At 69.4% G+C, this 15,038-nt stretch carries 9 protein-coding genes; 4 read left to right on the top strand and 5 right to left on the bottom strand.

What is annotated here, in order from left to right:
- Window positions 1–368 precede the first annotated feature (368 nt).
- The 3 genes from NR798_RS28725 to NR798_RS28715 all read right to left on the bottom strand — a co-directional run bounded on the left by NR798_RS28725 (window position 369) and on the right by NR798_RS28715 (window position 7,569).
- Window positions 369–1,883 carry a serine hydrolase domain-containing protein gene (locus NR798_RS28725; RefSeq protein ID WP_375765702.1) on the bottom strand — a complete coding sequence of 505 codons (1,515 nt, stop codon included), beginning with the start codon at window positions 1,881–1,883 and terminating at the stop codon, window positions 369–371.
- A gap of 127 nt (window positions 1,884–2,010) precedes the next feature.
- Complete coding sequence (locus NR798_RS28720) at window positions 2,011–6,423, bottom strand: AAA family ATPase (protein WP_375765701.1); 4,413 nt, start codon at window positions 6,421–6,423, stop codon at window positions 2,011–2,013.
- 159 nt (window positions 6,424–6,582) lie between these two features.
- Window positions 6,583–7,569, bottom strand: a complete 987-nt coding sequence (locus NR798_RS28715) for an aldo/keto reductase (RefSeq protein ID WP_375765700.1) — start codon at window positions 7,567–7,569, stop codon at window positions 6,583–6,585.
- A 284-nt stretch (window positions 7,570–7,853) separates the two neighbouring features.
- Here NR798_RS28715 and NR798_RS28710 point away from each other — a divergent pair, with 284 nt between their 5' ends.
- From NR798_RS28710 to NR798_RS28700, 3 genes are all read left to right on the top strand, one after another.
- On the top strand, window positions 7,854–10,007 hold the full coding sequence (locus NR798_RS28710) for a PAS domain S-box protein (RefSeq protein WP_375765699.1): 2,154 nt from the start codon (window positions 7,854–7,856) through the stop codon (window positions 10,005–10,007).
- 7 nt (window positions 10,008–10,014) lie between these two features.
- On the top strand, window positions 10,015–10,335 hold the full coding sequence (locus NR798_RS28705; RefSeq protein ID WP_375765698.1) for a DMT family transporter: 321 nt from the start codon (window positions 10,015–10,017) through the stop codon (window positions 10,333–10,335).
- A gap of 65 nt (window positions 10,336–10,400) precedes the next feature.
- Window positions 10,401–11,585: an aminotransferase class I/II-fold pyridoxal phosphate-dependent enzyme gene (locus tag NR798_RS28700; RefSeq protein ID WP_375765697.1), complete on the top strand. Its 1,185-nt coding sequence runs from the start codon at window positions 10,401–10,403 to the stop codon at window positions 11,583–11,585.
- A 15-nt stretch (window positions 11,586–11,600) separates the two neighbouring features.
- On the opposite strand, the gene NR798_RS28695 is transcribed toward NR798_RS28700, so the two are convergent.
- The gene (locus tag NR798_RS28695; RefSeq protein ID WP_375765696.1) at window positions 11,601–12,998 is read right to left on the bottom strand and encodes a hypothetical protein; all 1,398 of its coding nucleotides are present in this window, start codon (window positions 12,996–12,998) and stop codon (window positions 11,601–11,603) included.
- A 170-nt stretch (window positions 12,999–13,168) separates the two neighbouring features.
- On the opposite strand from NR798_RS28695, the gene NR798_RS28690 reads away from it, so the two are divergent.
- A complete protein-coding gene (locus tag NR798_RS28690; RefSeq protein WP_375765695.1) occupies window positions 13,169–14,287 on the top strand; it encodes a polysaccharide deacetylase family protein in 1,119 nt (372 codons plus the stop codon).
- Window positions 14,288–14,296: 9 nt separating this feature from the next.
- On the opposite strand, the gene NR798_RS28685 is transcribed toward NR798_RS28690, so the two are convergent.
- The gene (locus NR798_RS28685) at window positions 14,297–14,692 is read right to left on the bottom strand and encodes a hypothetical protein (protein ID WP_375765694.1); all 396 of its coding nucleotides are present in this window, start codon (window positions 14,690–14,692) and stop codon (window positions 14,297–14,299) included.
- Window positions 14,693–15,038 lie beyond the last annotated feature (346 nt).

The following is a 15,038-nucleotide window of genomic DNA, read 5'->3' as shown; positions in this document are numbered from 1 at the left end:
GGGCGGGCCTGCGCTCTCAGCCATTCGCGCGCGTGCGCGGCGCCGGCATGTGCGGACCCTGTCACCAGCAACTGGAACGCGATGCCCGCGAACAGGCTCCACCCCGCAAGGCTCCTTCTCCTCACTCCGCTCATGGCTCTCCCTGGCATGTCCAGGCTTGGAGCAATCGCGGTGCCAGTCCATGCGCCTGGCGCCCTCCCTGGGATTTGGAGCACTTACCGCCCTGTGCGCTGTGGCATAAGGCCACAGTGGCGCGCGGAGACGGCACGGAGAACCGTGGCATTCCGCCCCATCCGAGCCCGCCGCGACCTCACCGTGCTGCCAAGGCACATGGTTTTCTATCGGCGCGCCCTGGCCATGCTCGCGCATTAGACGCCTTCCGGCCCTCCGTCCGACGCTGCGAACGGTCTCCGGCCCTGAAGCTCGCGTTCGTGCGAGAAGGTCATGAGGGCTCCAAAGGTGGCCCAGAGCACGAGGGCCATCGTGAGCGCGAGCAACTCCCGCGGGCAGTCCTCGAGGAGCAGCGGGGGGAGGGGCAGGGGGCCATAGAACCAACCCAACCAGACCAGCACGGCCAGGATGAACGGGCTGGAAAAGAGGAGCCGGCGGCCGGAGGGACTCCACTCGCGGCGCCCCCGCCGCACCAGGGCCAGGATCCGCACGAGCATCAGCACGGCTCCCAACATCAGTGCGGCCGCCAGTCCCAACAGGCCCTGCCGGATGGGGTCGACGAGTGGGGGGGCGGGTGGCTCCGCGGGGCCAGAGAGGACAACCCCGAGCTCGGTTCGCAACCAGGCCCTCTCGATGGCCAGGTAGAACTCCTCGCCCTGGGGGGAGTTGACCACCACCACGAGGCCCATGCGTGTCTCCGGCACGGCGGCGAAGCGCGCGAACCATCCCGCGTAGCCCCCCGCGTGTTGGATGAGCTTCCTGCCGTCCGGCAATGACGCGAGACCGTAGTCGAGCCCGCCCTGGCCGTCCGTGGTGGGCTGGGGGGACATCGACAGCGCGACCGTCTCGGGCCTCAGCACTCCCCGGCCGGACGGAAGGCCACCCGGGCCGGGCATGCTTGCCGCCAGGAAGCGCGCGAAGTCGGACACCGGCCCCACCAGGCTGCCAGCACCCTGCACGATGACGTTGTAGTAGGGCAGTGGCTCGTTGCGGAAGCCATGAGGGCGCACCGCCCTGGCCTTGTTCTCCGGGGTCCAGACGAAGCTGGAACGCTGCATGCCCAGGGGCTGGAGGACGGTGCGCTGCATGTAGGCTTCGAAGGGCTCGCCGGTGACGTCTTCGATGAGCAGCTGCACGACGGCGAAGCTCTCGTTCGAATACTGCTGCTTCGTCCCGGGCTCCCACTGGACATGGAGGGGGGGATGGAAGGGGACCTGCCCCGAGATGAATTGCTCGAGAGTGGGTTGCCACCTCCAAGGGTGGAGGATGAGGGTGTCGCTGCCCAACCCCGCCGTATGGCTCAAGAGGCGGCGGAGCGTGACCTTGCTGGCATTGAAGCCGGAGGCAGGCAGGTGCCAACGTTTCAAGTAGCGGTCCACGGGTGCATCGAGCTCGACCTTGCCCTCGTCCACGAGCCGCAATGCGCCCCAGGCGGTGACCGGCTTGCAGTTGGAGCCATGCGCGAAGATGTGCTCGGCGGTGACAGGCTCTCCCGTGCTCAGGTCCGCGATGCCATATCCCCTGGACCAGACGACCTCGCCGTCACGGATCAGCGCCATCGCCGCACCAGGAACGTGGTACTTCGCCAGGAGTCCCGGCACACGTTGATCCATCTCGGTTTCGAAGGACGGGACCGGCGCCGCGACGGCCGCTCGCATCAGCATGAACGCGAGCAAGAGCCCGAGTGCCCGGCTGTACCAGCGGAAGTGCATGGTGGGCACCTTGGTGGGAGTGGCCGGCCCGTGGCTACTGCCCTCGAGGGTGCGAGGAATATCGGCCAGTCCACGGCACGCCGTCCCACGCGGGCCCTGAGCCTCGGGTCAGCGGCTTCGAGCCAGCTCAGGCGAGCGGGAGCTCCAGCGTGGCCGTGGCGCCCTTGCCGGGGCCCTCGCTGTCCAGGGAGAGCCGCCCTCCCATCGATCTCGCCGCCAGGCTGCTCGAGTAGAGTCCCAGGCCCTGCCCATCCTCGCGGGTGGTGAAGCCTTGCGAGAACAGCCGCTCGCGGTGCTCCGCGGCAATGCCCTTGCCGCTGTCCACCACCTGGATGCGCGCCGTGCCGCCCTCCGTGTCGAGCCGCACGCGCAGGAACCGGTGCGCCTCGGGCAGCTCGCTCATGGCGTTGCGCGCGTTGGTGAGGAGGTTGATGAGGATCTGCAGCACGCGGTGCTTGTCCAGCCGCGCCCGGGGCTGCGCGCGGAGTTCCCGGGTGATGGTGATGCCCTGGCGCTGGAGCGCGGGCAACTGGATGCTCAGCGCGTCCTCGACCAGTTGCGCGAGATCGCACTCCTCGGGCAGCAGCGTGTTCCGGGCATAGGCCTGCTGCACCTGGAGGATGGCACGCATGTGATCCAGGTGCTGCTTCAGCTTCCCCGCGCTCTCCTTCATCGAGGCGTGCTCGTTCAGCAACTCATCGGCCAGGCTGGGGAGATAGTTCGCCACTTGGGGGCCGCGAGGATCCCGCGTCAGGAAGCCCACCAGATCGCCCTGATACGGCTCGAGCAGCGCCAGGAGCTGCTTGAGCCGGACCATGCGCGAGCCATCCACCTTCTCGCGCAGCATGTGGGCATTGAGGACGGCGCTGGTGAGGACGTTGCCCAGGTTGTGGAACACGCTGGCGGCGACCTCGGCCGTGCCCGCCTCGCGCGCCGCGTCCACCAGCCGCGCCCGGGCCTGCTCGAGCTGCCAGCCCTGCTCCTCCAGGCGCTGCGTGAGCGCCTCATTGGCGCCGCGCAGGGCGGCCTCGGCACGCTGGACCTCGGCGTGCCGCCGCGCGTTCGCGAGGGAGATCGTGGCCTGTGAGGCCAGCTGTCCGAGCAGAGACAGCCGTGCCGGGGTGAAGGTATGGGCGGAGAGGGTGTTCCCCAGGTACAGCACCCCCTGGAGCTTCTCCTGGCGCACCAGCGGCATGCACAGCACCGACCGGAGCCGGCCGCGCTCGAGGCGGGCGTCGGCCGAGAAGGGGTGGGGCAGGGAGGTGTCGTCGATGAGCACGTGCTCGCCCGTGCGCTCGACGTAGGAGAGCAGGCTCCAGGGCAGCTCCTCCTCCTTCACCCCCGAGAGCGCCGCGGCCGTGAGCTTGCCGCCGTCCACGAGCAGCAGGGCTCCATGCTGGGCCCCCGTGTTCCCGGTGGCCACGCGCACCAGCGTCGCCGCCAGCCGCTCGAGGTCCAGCTCTCCGGAGATGTCCTGCTGGGCCCTCGCCACGGCGAGCGCGTCGAGCTGCGAGGCCGCCGCCGTCTCGGACAGCGCGGGCGCGGTGAGGGGAACCAGCTGGGGCCACAGGGCCTCCAGTTGCCGCACCTTCCCCAGGGCGCCCCACTTCAGATAGGCCTCCCGGGCGTGCCGGGCATAGGTGTCGGAGAGGGTGGGGACCTGGCGCTCGTGCCAGAAGCGCGCGGCCAGCTCGTTGGCGAGGCCGACATTCTGGATGAAGCCGTGTGCACGCGCGGCGTGGATGGCCTCCTCGTAGGCCCGGAGCGCCTCCTCCATGCCGCCGGTGAGGCGGCAGAGCTCCGCGGAGACCATCCGCTCGGGGGCGCGGAAGTTCTCGGGGCAGTGGTCCGCCCACTCCGCCAGCTGCTGCTGGTGCTGCCACATGGCGTCGAGGTACTGCCGTTGCTCCTGGGGCGCCGCCGACGGGTAGCAGGCCGCCAGGGACAGCGCCCGGTAGAGGTGCAAGTTCAGCAGTTGGATATGGCCGAGCGACGCCCAGGTGAGCTCGGCGGCCTGGTCTCCCGCCTCCAGCGCCCGCGCGTAGTCGCCACACATGAAGCACGACTGCATCTTGAGCAGCCAGTACCAGCACCGCATGGTGCTCATGTGGTGGACGGTCAGCCCGGCCTCGAAGGCCTCCTCGTCGAAGCCCTCGCCGCTCATCGTGTCGAACGAGCGCGACAGCCCGCGCAGCTGCTGCACGTAGCTCTGGGAATGGAGGATGACGTCCTGCACGGCCTGGAAGCCGGACTGGCGCGCGAAGTCGAGGCGCGCGACGGACTCCTGGTACACCTCCTCCAGCGGGTGCCCCAGGAGGAGGCGGTTGGTGACGATGTGATTGCTGCAGTAGCAGGCGACCTGGAAGTCCCCGCCCTGCAGCGCCTGGTGGAAGGCGTCGCGGACGGTCTCCAGCGCGAGCGAGAGGTGCCGCGTCCAATAGCCGGTCAGCTCCAGGGCGTAGAGCGCCCGCCCTCGCTCGGCGGAGAAGCCGTGACGCTCCACCAGCTCGGTCGCGAGCACACCGAAGGCATGGCCTTCCCGGTACCGCTTGAAGATGGCCCCCTGCACCAGGCCGTACCAGCCGTACCCGTGGACGGAGGCCTCGGTATTGCCATGCTGGAGGCTCAGGGCCGCCATCCGGCACAGGTGGAGGGCGAGCAGGTTCTCGTCGGTGAAGATGGCCGGCGTGAACAGCGCGGCGAGCACCTCCATCACCGCCTTCATGTCCGGATCGGTCATGAGGGGCAGCTCGACGAGCTGCTCGATGGGGCGCGCTCCCAGCAGGGTCCACACCTCCTCGTTGGCGGCCACCACCTCCGCGCGGGAGGGATGGGGGGGCAGAGGCATGCCCAGCCGGGCCAGCGCCTCCAGCAGACAGCTCTTGGCCGCCTGGATCTGATTGGTGGCGAGGAGGAGCTCGCTCTCCAGCCGGTAGACGGCCGCCAGCTCCGCGCGGGACCGGGCCCGGGGCCGGAGCAGCTCCACCAGTTGGCGGGCCTCGGTGGCGTTGCCGCTCATGAACTCACTGTGAGCCCGGTCCAGCTGGAGCTTGAACGCCAGCGATGGATCCGTCTCCCAGGGCTCGCCCGGAATGAGCGAGAAGGCCGACGCGAAGAAGTCCGCGGCCTCCCGGAACGCAGTCGAGGCTCGCGCCTTCCAGCCCGCCTCGGCGTTCAGCCGCGCGACGCGGTGGCGCTCCGCCACGTCGCTGATCAGCTCCACCCCCGCGTTGAGCTGTCCCACCACATCGAAGATCTTCTCGCGGACCTCCTCCGGGGACAGGCTCGCCAGCAGCAGGCGGCCGATGCGCAGGTGGACGGTCTTGCGCTCCTGCTCGGGGATGAGGTCATGGGCCGCCTGCTGGATGCGATCATGCAGGAAGCGGCAGCGCTCCGGGCCTTCGCGCACCAGCAGGCCCTCCGCGAGTGCTTCCTCGAGGCCCACCTCCACCTCGCCCGGCTCCGTGCCGGAGAGGATGACCAGCAGCTGGCGCGGGAAGAGGTTGCCCACGCACGCGGCCAGTTGCAGCAGGTGCTGCGTACGAACGGGCAGATGGCGCAGCCGGCTCACCATGAAGTCGGCGACGTTGCCGGAGTAGTCCTTCGCCCGCACACCCGCCGCATCCCATCGCCACCCGCCCTCGGGCGTCCGGGTCAGCAGGCCGTCACGGTGCAGCGTCAACATGAACTGCCCGAGGAAGAACGGGTTGCCGCCGGTCTTCTCGTGGGCCAGGGCCGACAGGGGCCCCACCATGCTCTCGCTCGCTCCCGGGAGCGAATCCGCGACGAGCTCCTGGCTGTGCTCGCGGCTCAGCGGCTCGAGCCGCACATCCGTCATCCGCACGTCCGCCTTGCGCAGCTCCGTCAGCGCCAGCGCCAGCGCGTGGGAGGGGCTCACCTCGTTGTCGCGATAGGCCCCGAGCACCAGCAACGGCGGCGTGTCCGGGTGGGTGAGCAGGTGCTGGAGGAGCCGGAGGCTGGCCAGATCGGCCCACTGCAGGTCATCCAGGAACACGGCGAGCGGGTGCTCGGGGGTGGCGAACACGCCGAGGAACTTCTGGAACAGCCGGTGGAAGCGGTGCTGGGACTCGCCCGGCGGCAGCTCCGGCACGGCCGGTTGCCGGCCCACCACGCGCTCCAACTGGGGCACCACGTCCACGAGGACCTGGCCCTGCTCGCCCCAGGCTTCGTGCAGCCGCTCGCGCCACCGGGCGAGCTGCTCGTCCGGGCCCGCCAGCAGCTGTTGCGTCAGGCCGCCCAGGGCCTGGGCCAGGGGGGCGTAGGGGATGTCCCGCTGGAACTGCTCCGCCTTCCCGCTCAGGAAGAAGCCGTGCCGCCCCAGCACGGGCTCCTGCAGCGCGTACACCACCGAGGACTTGCCAATGCCCGAGTAGCCGCGGACCAGCATGAGCTCCGAGCGGCCTCCCTGGGCGACCCGCTCGAAGCCTTGCAGCAGCGTGGCGACGTGCGTGTCCCGCCCGTAGAGGCGCTGGGGAATCTCGAGGCGGCTGGGCGTGTGAGCGCCGGAGGAGTGTTGCATGGGAATGGCCGGGGAAACGCGGCGTGGAGCATGCCACTTCCCAGGCCCGCGTACCCGGGGGTTCTCCTCCAACTCCGGCACTTCACCGGCATTCCAGGAGTCCGGAACCGCCAGTGCAGTTCAGAACCGCCGGGGCAGGGGCTCGCGGGCCTCCGGTGGCTATCCCATCCACTCCGGGTGCTTGGCCGTGCCGTCGAAGTGCTGGCTGGTCTTGTACTTCTCGAAGCCGCCACCCTTGGCGGCCTTCTCGGTGCGCGCGAGCAGCTTCTCCACCTCCTTCTCCGAGAGGGGCTTGAAGCCGCGCGCGACCGAGAGCGCCTGCTCCACCCGGTCCATCGAGTCCATGCCGGTGATCACCACGCTCGCCGGCAGCGACAGGCTGTAGCGCAGGCATTCCGTGGCGGTGACTGTCTTGCTCTCCAGGATGAAGGGGTCTCCCATCGACTTCATGCCGAGCACGCCGATCTCCTCCCGCACGAGCACCGGCAGGACGCGCTTCTCGAAGCTGTCGTAGTGGGCGTCCATCACGTTGAGCGGCATCTGCACGGCGTCGAAGCGGAAGCCGTGCTTCTTCGCCGCCTCGAGCATCTTCAGGTGCATGGCGGGCGACTTGTGCCCGGTGAAGCCCAGGAAGCGCGCCTTGCCCGCCTTGCGCGCCTCCTCCATCGCCTCGATGACGCCTCCCTCGGCGAAGGCGCGCTCGGGATCATTGGCGTGGATGACCTCGTGCAACTGCAGCAGATCCAACCGATCCGTCTGGAGCCGTTTGAGCGACTCGTCGATCTGCGCCGCGGCCGTCTTCTTGTCGCGGCCGTCGATCTTCGTCATCAGGAAGGCCTTGGCGCGGTAGCCGTCCCGGAGCACCTTGCCCATCCGCAGCTCGCTCTGGCCCTCGTTGTAGTCCCAGCAGTTGTCGAGGAAGTTGATGCCCTGGTCGAGCGCGCGCCGGATGATCTGGATGCTCTCGGCCTCGTCCTTCTGCTTGCCGATGTGGAAGCCGCCGAGGCCGATGCAGGAGACCTGCTCTCCGGTGCGCCCCAGCTTCCGGCGGGGGATGGCCTGGGACGCGGACGGGGTGCCCGCTGCGAAGGCGCTCGGGGCCACCATCAGCGCGAGTGTGGCTTCGAGGAACTCTCTCCGGTTCATGACGGTGTCCTCACGGCCTCGCGCGCGGAGGTGCGCGCGACGGGCGGCGGAGGTTGTTCATCGCGGCGGCCCCCCGGGAGCGCGAGTTCCGGTGAAGTGAAAGATAGTGGTCAAACCTCGTTGTAATGCGGTTGCGGGTTGTTCACGTCAGCTGCGCGCTTTGGGTGCTGGGACCTACATGGCGTGCGCACGCGCCTTCGAAATGTGGCGGACTGTTCATGCCAGGGACTCCACCTGGGCAGCGACAGTCCACTCCAGGCCCTATGCACACCTCATCTCCTGCATTGAAGAGAGACGAAGCGCGACGCCTGCAGGCGCTCGAGCGCTCCGGCATCCTCGATACGCCGCCCGAGCCGGACTACGACGACATCGTCCGGCTCGCCGCGGAGTCGTGCGGCACGCCCATCGCGCTCATCAGCCTGGTGGACCGGCACCGGCAATGGTTCAAGGCCAACGTGGGGCTGCATGGGGTGAGCGAGACGGAGCGGGTCATCTCCTTCTGCACCCACGCCATCGAGCGGGAGGGGGTCTTCCTCGTGGAGGACGCCATCGCCGACGAGCGCTTCTCCACCAGCCCGCTCGTCCAGAGCGACCCGTTCATCCGGTTCTACGCGGGCGTCCCCATCCAGACGGAGGACGGCTTTCCGATCGGTACCCTCTGCGTCATCGACCGGCGTCCCCGCGGGTTGAGTGAGTCCCAGCGCCGCTGCCTGTTCGCGCTCAAGCGCCAGCTCGAGCTGATGCTGCGCGCGCGCGCCCAGGTGCGGCAGCTCAAGGCCCGCAACACCGAGCTGGAGCAGGCCCAGGAGCGGATGCGCTCCCTCAACGCCTTCCTGCAGGCGGAGATGCGCGAGCGCCAGCGCATCGAGCGCCAGTTGTTGGATCAACAGGAGCTGCTCACCAGCGTGCTCACGCACATTCCCCACTCGGTGTTCTGGAAGGACCGCCACAGTGTCTACCAGGGCTGCAACCCGCAGTTCGCCCGCGACATGGGCATGTCCTCGCCGCTGGAGGTGATCGGCAGGACGGACATCGAGATGCACGTGACGAGCACGCGCGCCGAGGCCTACCGCCGGGATGATCGCGAGGTGATGGAGTCCGGCGTCCCCAAGCTCGCCTACGAGGAGCCCATCGATCGGCCCAGTGGAGAGATGTCCTGGGTCCTGACGAGCAAGGTGCCGCTGAAGGACCTGGATGGGACGGTGAAGGGGCTGGTCGGCATCTACGCCGACATCAGCGAGCGCCGGCGGCAGGAGGCCTCGCTGCAGGAGGCCAAGGCCCTCATCGAGCGGCACGCCGCCCACCTGGAGGAGCAGGTCCGCGAGGCCCACGAGCGCACCCTCCACCTCATGGAGCACTCCCGGGAGGCCGTCTTCGTGCTCGATGCGGCCGGCAGTGTGTTGGAGGTCAACCCGGTGGCGGAGCGGTTGTTGGGCCTGTCCCGAGAGCAGTTGCTCGGCACCTCCTTCGAGGCGCTCGCCCCCGAGGACGAGCGCGCGCCCCTGCGCCAGGCGCTGAAGGATCTCCGTGTGCGCGGCACGGTGCGGCTGGAGGACCAGGGCCTGCGCTCGGCGAACGGGGAGCGGGTGGCGCTCGGCATCGCCGCTTCGATCCAGGTGTCGGGAACGGCGCGGCGCCTGCTCATCGTCGGCGATGATCTCACCGAGAAGCGGCGGCTCGAGCAGCAGAGCATCCAGAATGACCGGCTCGTCGCGATGGGCGCACTGGCGGCGGGCATCGCCCATGAGATCAACAACCCCACCTCCTATGTGCTCTCCAACCTCACTTACTTGCAGGAGTGGCGGGACGAGCTGGAGCGGGAGCTGGCGGTCCTGCCGGGGCTGCCGCCGCGCCTGGGGGAGACGCTCTCCGAGGTGAAGGACGTCATCTCCGAGAGCCTGTCCGGGGGCCAGCGCATTCGGGACATCGTGCGCGACATGCGGTTCTTCTCGCATACCGCGGGCGAGGAGCTGGCTCCCGTGGACATCCACTCGTGCCTGGATGTCGTGCTGCGCATGGCGCACAACGAGCTGAAGCACACGGCCCGGGTGGAGCGGCACTACGCGGACGCGTTGCCACCCGTGTCCGCCAGCGAGGGCCGGCTCAGCCAGGTCTTCCTCAACCTGATCATCAACGCGGCCCAGGCCATGCCCTCCGGAGGCCCGGAGCGCCACGTGCTCCGCGTGCTCACCGCGGTGGAAGGGGATCGGGTGCGCATCGACATCTCGGACACCGGGCACGGGATTCCTCCCGAGGTGCTGCCCCGCATCTTCGAGCCGTTCTTCACCACCAAGCCCGCTGGCGCGGGGACCGGGCTCGGCCTGTCCATCAGCCAGTCCATCATCCAGAAGATGGGCGGGGAGATGGGAGTGCGCAGCGAGCCCGGCCGTGGCACCACCTTCTCCCTGCTCCTGCCCGTGTGTGGCGACAGGAGCTGAGGCCCGGATGGTGTCCTGGAAGGAGCTGGTGCTGCTGTTCCTCTCGTCCGTGTGCTTCGCGGGCGGGGGGATCTTCATGAAGCTCTCGGAGGGGGCCTCCCGGCTGCTGCCGACCCTGGCCTTCCTCGCCCTGTTCGTGGTGGGGGCCGTCGTCCTGGCGATCGCCATGCGCCGGGGCGAGCTGGGCGTCATGTACATCGCGGTGCTCGGACTGGAAGCGGCCCTGACGCTCGTCTTCAGCATCGCGTTCTTCCACGAGAGCTTCTCGCCCCTCCGCGTCCTGGCCGTCGTGCTCATCCTCGCCGGGGTCGCGTTGCTGCGGTGGTAGCCAGGGTGCAGTGCCCGGCTGCCTGGAGCCGGGGTGGGCGGGCGTGATAGAGGGGCGCCCGTCCCATGTCCATGAGCAAGCCCCAGCGTCTCCAGAAGCTCGCCGCCGCCGTCTTCACCACCATGGATGAGGCGCGCAAGCGCAAGCTCGCCACCGGAGCCGATGTCATCAACCTGTCCATCGGCAGCCCGGACCTGCCCCCCGCCTCGCACATCACCGAGGCCATGGCCCAGGCCATCCGCGACCCCAGCAACTACGGCTACCCGATGAGGGATCTGCCCGCCTTCCGCGAGGCCGTGGCGGGCTGGTACCAGCGGCGCTTCGGCGTGGTGCTCAACCCGGACTCGGAGGTGTTGGGGCTCACCGGCTCGCAGGAGGGCCTGGCCCATATCACCCAGGCCGTCACGGATCCGGGGGACCTCGTGCTGGTGCCGGATCCCGGCTACCCCATCTACACCGCGGGCCCCGTACTGGCCGGCGCGGAGCTGTACCCCGTGCCTCTGAAGGCCGAGCACGGCTACCTCCCGGAGCTGGAGGCGCTGCCCGAGGAGATCAAGCGGCGCGCCAGGCTCCTGGTCCTCAACTACCCGAGCAACCCGTTGGCAGCGATCGTCCGGCCCGGCTTCTTCGAGCAGGTGGTCGCCTTCGCGCGCCGCTACGGCACGGTCATCCTGCACGACGCGGCCTACAGCGAGCTGTCCTTCGATGGGTACCGGCCTCCGAGCTTCCTGGAGACGCCCGGCGCGATGGAGGTGGGCCTGGAGTTCAACTCCCTGTCCAAGACGTACAACCTGGCTGGGGCGCGCATCGCCTACGCGGTGGGCAACGCGCGGCTCCTCGGGCTGCTCGCGGAGGTGAAGGCGCACCTGGACTACGGGCTCTTCCGTCCCATCCAGGCCGCCGCGGTCGCCGCGCTCACCGGGCCCCAGCAGTGCGTGGCCGACATGGCCACCACCTACCAGCGCCGCCGGGACGTGCTCGTGGACGGGCTCAACCGGCTGGGCTGGGTCGTCCCCAAGCCCAAGGCCACCATGTTCTGCTGGGCGCCCGTGCCCCCCGGCTTCGAGTCCAGCCTCGCCTTCGCCATGGAACTGCTGGAGCTGGCCGGGGTCACCGTGGTGCCCGGCAGTGGCTTCGGCGCCATGGGCGAGGGCCACGTGCGCATCGCCCTCGTGCAGAACGAGGCGCGGCTGGCCGAGGCCGTCGAGCGCATCGCCCGCTCGGGCATCCTCGACAGGCACGCGGCGTAGCGGCTCGTCCCGGGCTCAGGCCGGCGTCAGGCGGGACTGCGCGAACCGCGCCGCGTCCGTCCCGGGGTAGCGGCCCACCACGTGCCGGTAGAGCTTCAGCGCGCTCGCCTCGTCCCCGAGCCGCTCCCCATACAGGCGCGCCAGGATGACACAGGCCTTGGGCGCGAGCGGATCCTCCGGGCTGTGCTGGGCCACCTGCTTCAGGGCCCGCACGGCCAACGGGTAGTCGCCCACCGACGCCGCCTTCTGCCCCACCGCGACATGGCTGGCGGCGGGCAGCGGCGCCGGGGCCTCGGGCAGGCGCCGGTAGAGCTCGAGTGCCCGGTCCAGCGCGTTCGTCTCCACCGCCTTCACCACCTGGACCTCGAGCGGCTCCGGCGTGGCTGCGGGGCGGGGGGCCGGTTCTGGCTCCAGCTCGATGACGCGCGGGCGGATGGCCTCGGGTTGCGCCTGGGCGGGCACCCGCGCGGCGCGCTTCTTCCCCCGGGGCTTCACGCCGGGCAGCGCCGGCTCGTAGAACTCCGAGTCCACGCCGTAACCCACCCGGTCCCCGTGCACGTACAGCAGCAGTCCGAGCATGCGCGCCATCACGAACGGGACGTAGAGGGAGAGCGCTTCTCCCACCACCGAGGGCAGCAGGGGAATGCTCAGTGAGGAGACCTTCCCGGCCACGAACATCAGCACCAGGTGCAGCAGGGCCAGTGGCACCATCCAGGCCGCGACCACCAGGTAGGCCCGGCCCAGGCGCATGCCGATGCCGATGACCTTGAAGGGGTTGAGCAGGGACAGCGTGCCCTGCCCGGTGGCGGCGAAGAGCAGGGCCATGGGCGCGTAGAGGACGGTGGCGAGCACCATCACGGCGAACATGGCGATGGAACCGTTCGTCTCGTCGGCGTTCCAGATGAAGAGGACGGCGGGGACCCAGATCAGCGCGGTGGCCACCGTGCCGCGGATGGCGGGGCTCACCAGATCATGGTGCACGTCGTGGAAGTCGGGGGCGGTGAAGTGCTCGGCGCCCATGGCGGTGCCGCGGACGATCCAGAAGAGCGAGCCCCAGAAGCTGCCCAACCAGATGGTGAGCAGGATGAGTCCGGGCACGAAGGGCAGGATGCTGGCGAGCCCTCGGGACATCGCCACCACCGCGCCCACCGCGAGCAGGGCCAGCAGCCCCGATTTCCTCAGCGGGTAGCTCCACGTCCCCAGGAGCCGCCGCGAGAAGGGAGCATGCGAGCGATGCACCTTGAATTCCTCCACCGCTCCGCCACAACGGGCGCAGGAGAGCAGGTCGGTGGAGGCCACCGATTCGAGGACGGCGCAGTCGGGGCACAGCTTCGCGTCGCAAGCCGGGCAGAACCACCCGGCGGCGGCTCGGGGGTGGTACTGGCAGTGGGCGATCTCGGAGGGAATGGACATGGTGGGACCCGGCGAAGAAGGCCGCGCACTCTACATGATGTGTCCTCCCAACCACGTCCTCGCTTCCCACCGGGCCTGGAACGTGGCCGGCCAGCCGCTTTCCCGGGAGCGGGGTGCCCTACAGGGGCTGGCATGTCGCGTGCTATTTCTCGGCTTCAAGAGAGGATTCCATGCACCGCTCGCTTCGCCTCCTGACCGCATTCATCTGCTCCGTCCTGCTCGTCCCGTCCGCCCAGGCGGGGGGCCTGAAGGTGTCGCTCACCGAGCGCGCCCAATGGCCCTGGCCCATGACGACTCCCCAGGCCTTCGACGTGGCCTCCCGCGCGGAGCTCGCCGTGTTCACCGAGGCCATGGCGGACGCGGACGCACGCAACGACGCCACGGGTGACGCGGCGTCCCTGGCGAAGTGGAAGGAGCGGATGCGGCAGGTGGTGGTGGGCAACTTCGCCAAGGCCCGGGAGACGTGTGCCGCCGGGGCACTCTTCTGCGAGGGCGCGGTGCCCAAGGACTGGGACGCGCTGGTCGCCACCTCGCGGGCGGGCCTCGCGAAGCTGCCGGCGGAGCTGGCGCCCTGGTACGCCGAGCAGAAGCCCTTCCACCAGGGCTACGTCGCCGAGCTGGTCCGCCTGGCGGGGCTCTTCCCCAAGGTGACGAGCGAGATCCTCCCCCTGTCGCCCTCCGAGCAGTTCGGCCTGGAGCTGCCGGACCGCAGCTTCCTGCTCACCTTCGATGACGGCCCCACGCCCAAGGGCGGCGGCACGGACACGCTCACCACGCAACTGCGCGCCGAGGGCATCCACGCCGCCTTCTTCCTGCTCGGCAACAACCACGAGGCCCGGCTCAAGGCGACCTCGGTGGAGCAGCTCAAGGCGCTCTACGCGGGCATGTGCGTGGGCTCGCACGGCCAGGAGCACCGCTCCCATGCCACCTGGAGTGGCGCGGTGGCGGGCATGGAGGCCTTTCATTCCAAGCTCGCGCAGAGCCTGCCGGAGGGCCAGACAAAGCTGACGCTGTTCCGCCCGCCGTACGGCCAGCGCACCCCGGACATCCTCCAGGCGCTGGAGCGGGGCGGGATGAAGAACATGCTCTGGAACATCGACTCGCAGGACTGGCACGCGAGCAACTCGGGCGCGAAGGCTGCCGGGCGCGTGCTGTCGCTGATGCTGCTGTGGCGCCACGGCATCATCCTCTTCCATGACATCCACCCGAAGGCCACCAGCGCCCTCCCGCGCATCTGGCGCGAGACGCGCGGCTCGGGCGTGAGCTGGGTGGATTGCCGCTCGGAGTAGGCCTCGCGCTCACGTGCTCGGAAGCGGCTCGAGCGCGACCACGTTCGTGATCGTGCCCGCCGCGTCGAGCACGAGCAGGCGGGCCGACACCGAGTGGCGGTGCCGCTCCGGATGTAGCACGAGTCGCAGCAAGGGCATCTCGGCCTCCGTCGGCTCGAGTGCGAACAGCTGTTTGCCGTCGCGCTCCTCGAGCAACGAGAGTTTCGCCTCGAAGGTGTGAATGGCGATCCGCGTACATCCGGCCGTGTCGCCGAAGGGATCGAGGCTGCAGATGTTTGGATCCAACGACACCCGCGCCGCGCCCTTGCCGGTGGAAATCACGATGCGGCGGGTGGCCCGCCCATTCGAGAGCGGGAGGGGCGTCACCTGGTACGGCGTCTCAACATGCAGACGGAGATGGTTCATGGCGCTTCCTTTCGTTCAAAGAGAAGGAAGGGCGTCTGTGGAGATGTGATGCGGAAACGACGAAGGGGGGCGTCTCCGCCCCCCTCGTGGAAGTTCCGTGCTTGCGATGGTGCATGCACCTTCAAAGTTGATTCGAATCGGCGGCCCTTGGGCCTCGCGGCCCTCTGGTGCCACGCCGATGCTTCGCACGTGTACACCCTGTGCAGCAGCCTTCGGATCACGGCGACTTCGCCCTCTTCAACACCACGGTGCCGCGATTCTCTTCCACGGCCCTTTTTCCATCCGGGCGTGTCCGGGGCTCGCGCGCTTCCGCCCGCGGAGCGGCCAGGGAAGCATCCCTGTACTG

This window comes from Archangium gephyra, assembly GCF_042230915.1.
Taxonomy (GTDB): Bacteria; Myxococcota; Myxococcia; order Myxococcales; family Myxococcaceae; genus Archangium; species Archangium gephyra_B.
The sequence above is the reverse complement of the archived record's forward strand: the minus strand, read 5'-3'. Positions and strand labels throughout refer to the sequence as shown.

Coding starts and splice junctions, on each gene's coding strand:
- NR798_RS28725 (WP_375765702.1), bottom strand. CDS start 1,883: ATGCACTTCCGCTGGTACAGCCGGGCACTCGGGCTCTTGCTCGCGTTC.
- NR798_RS28720 (WP_375765701.1), bottom strand. CDS start 6,423: ATGCAACACTCCTCCGGCGCTCACACGCCCAGCCGCCTCGAGATTCCC.
- NR798_RS28715 (WP_375765700.1), bottom strand. CDS start 7,569: ATGAACCGGAGAGAGTTCCTCGAAGCCACACTCGCGCTGATGGTGGCC.
- NR798_RS28705 (WP_375765698.1), top strand. CDS start 10,015: ATGGTGTCCTGGAAGGAGCTGGTGCTGCTGTTCCTCTCGTCCGTGTGC.
- NR798_RS28700 (WP_375765697.1), top strand. CDS start 10,401: ATGTCCATGAGCAAGCCCCAGCGTCTCCAGAAGCTCGCCGCCGCCGTC.
- NR798_RS28695 (WP_375765696.1), bottom strand. CDS start 12,998: ATGTCCATTCCCTCCGAGATCGCCCACTGCCAGTACCACCCCCGAGCC.
- NR798_RS28690 (WP_375765695.1), top strand. CDS start 13,169: ATGCACCGCTCGCTTCGCCTCCTGACCGCATTCATCTGCTCCGTCCTG.
- NR798_RS28685 (WP_375765694.1), bottom strand. CDS start 14,692: ATGAACCATCTCCGTCTGCATGTTGAGACGCCGTACCAGGTGACGCCC.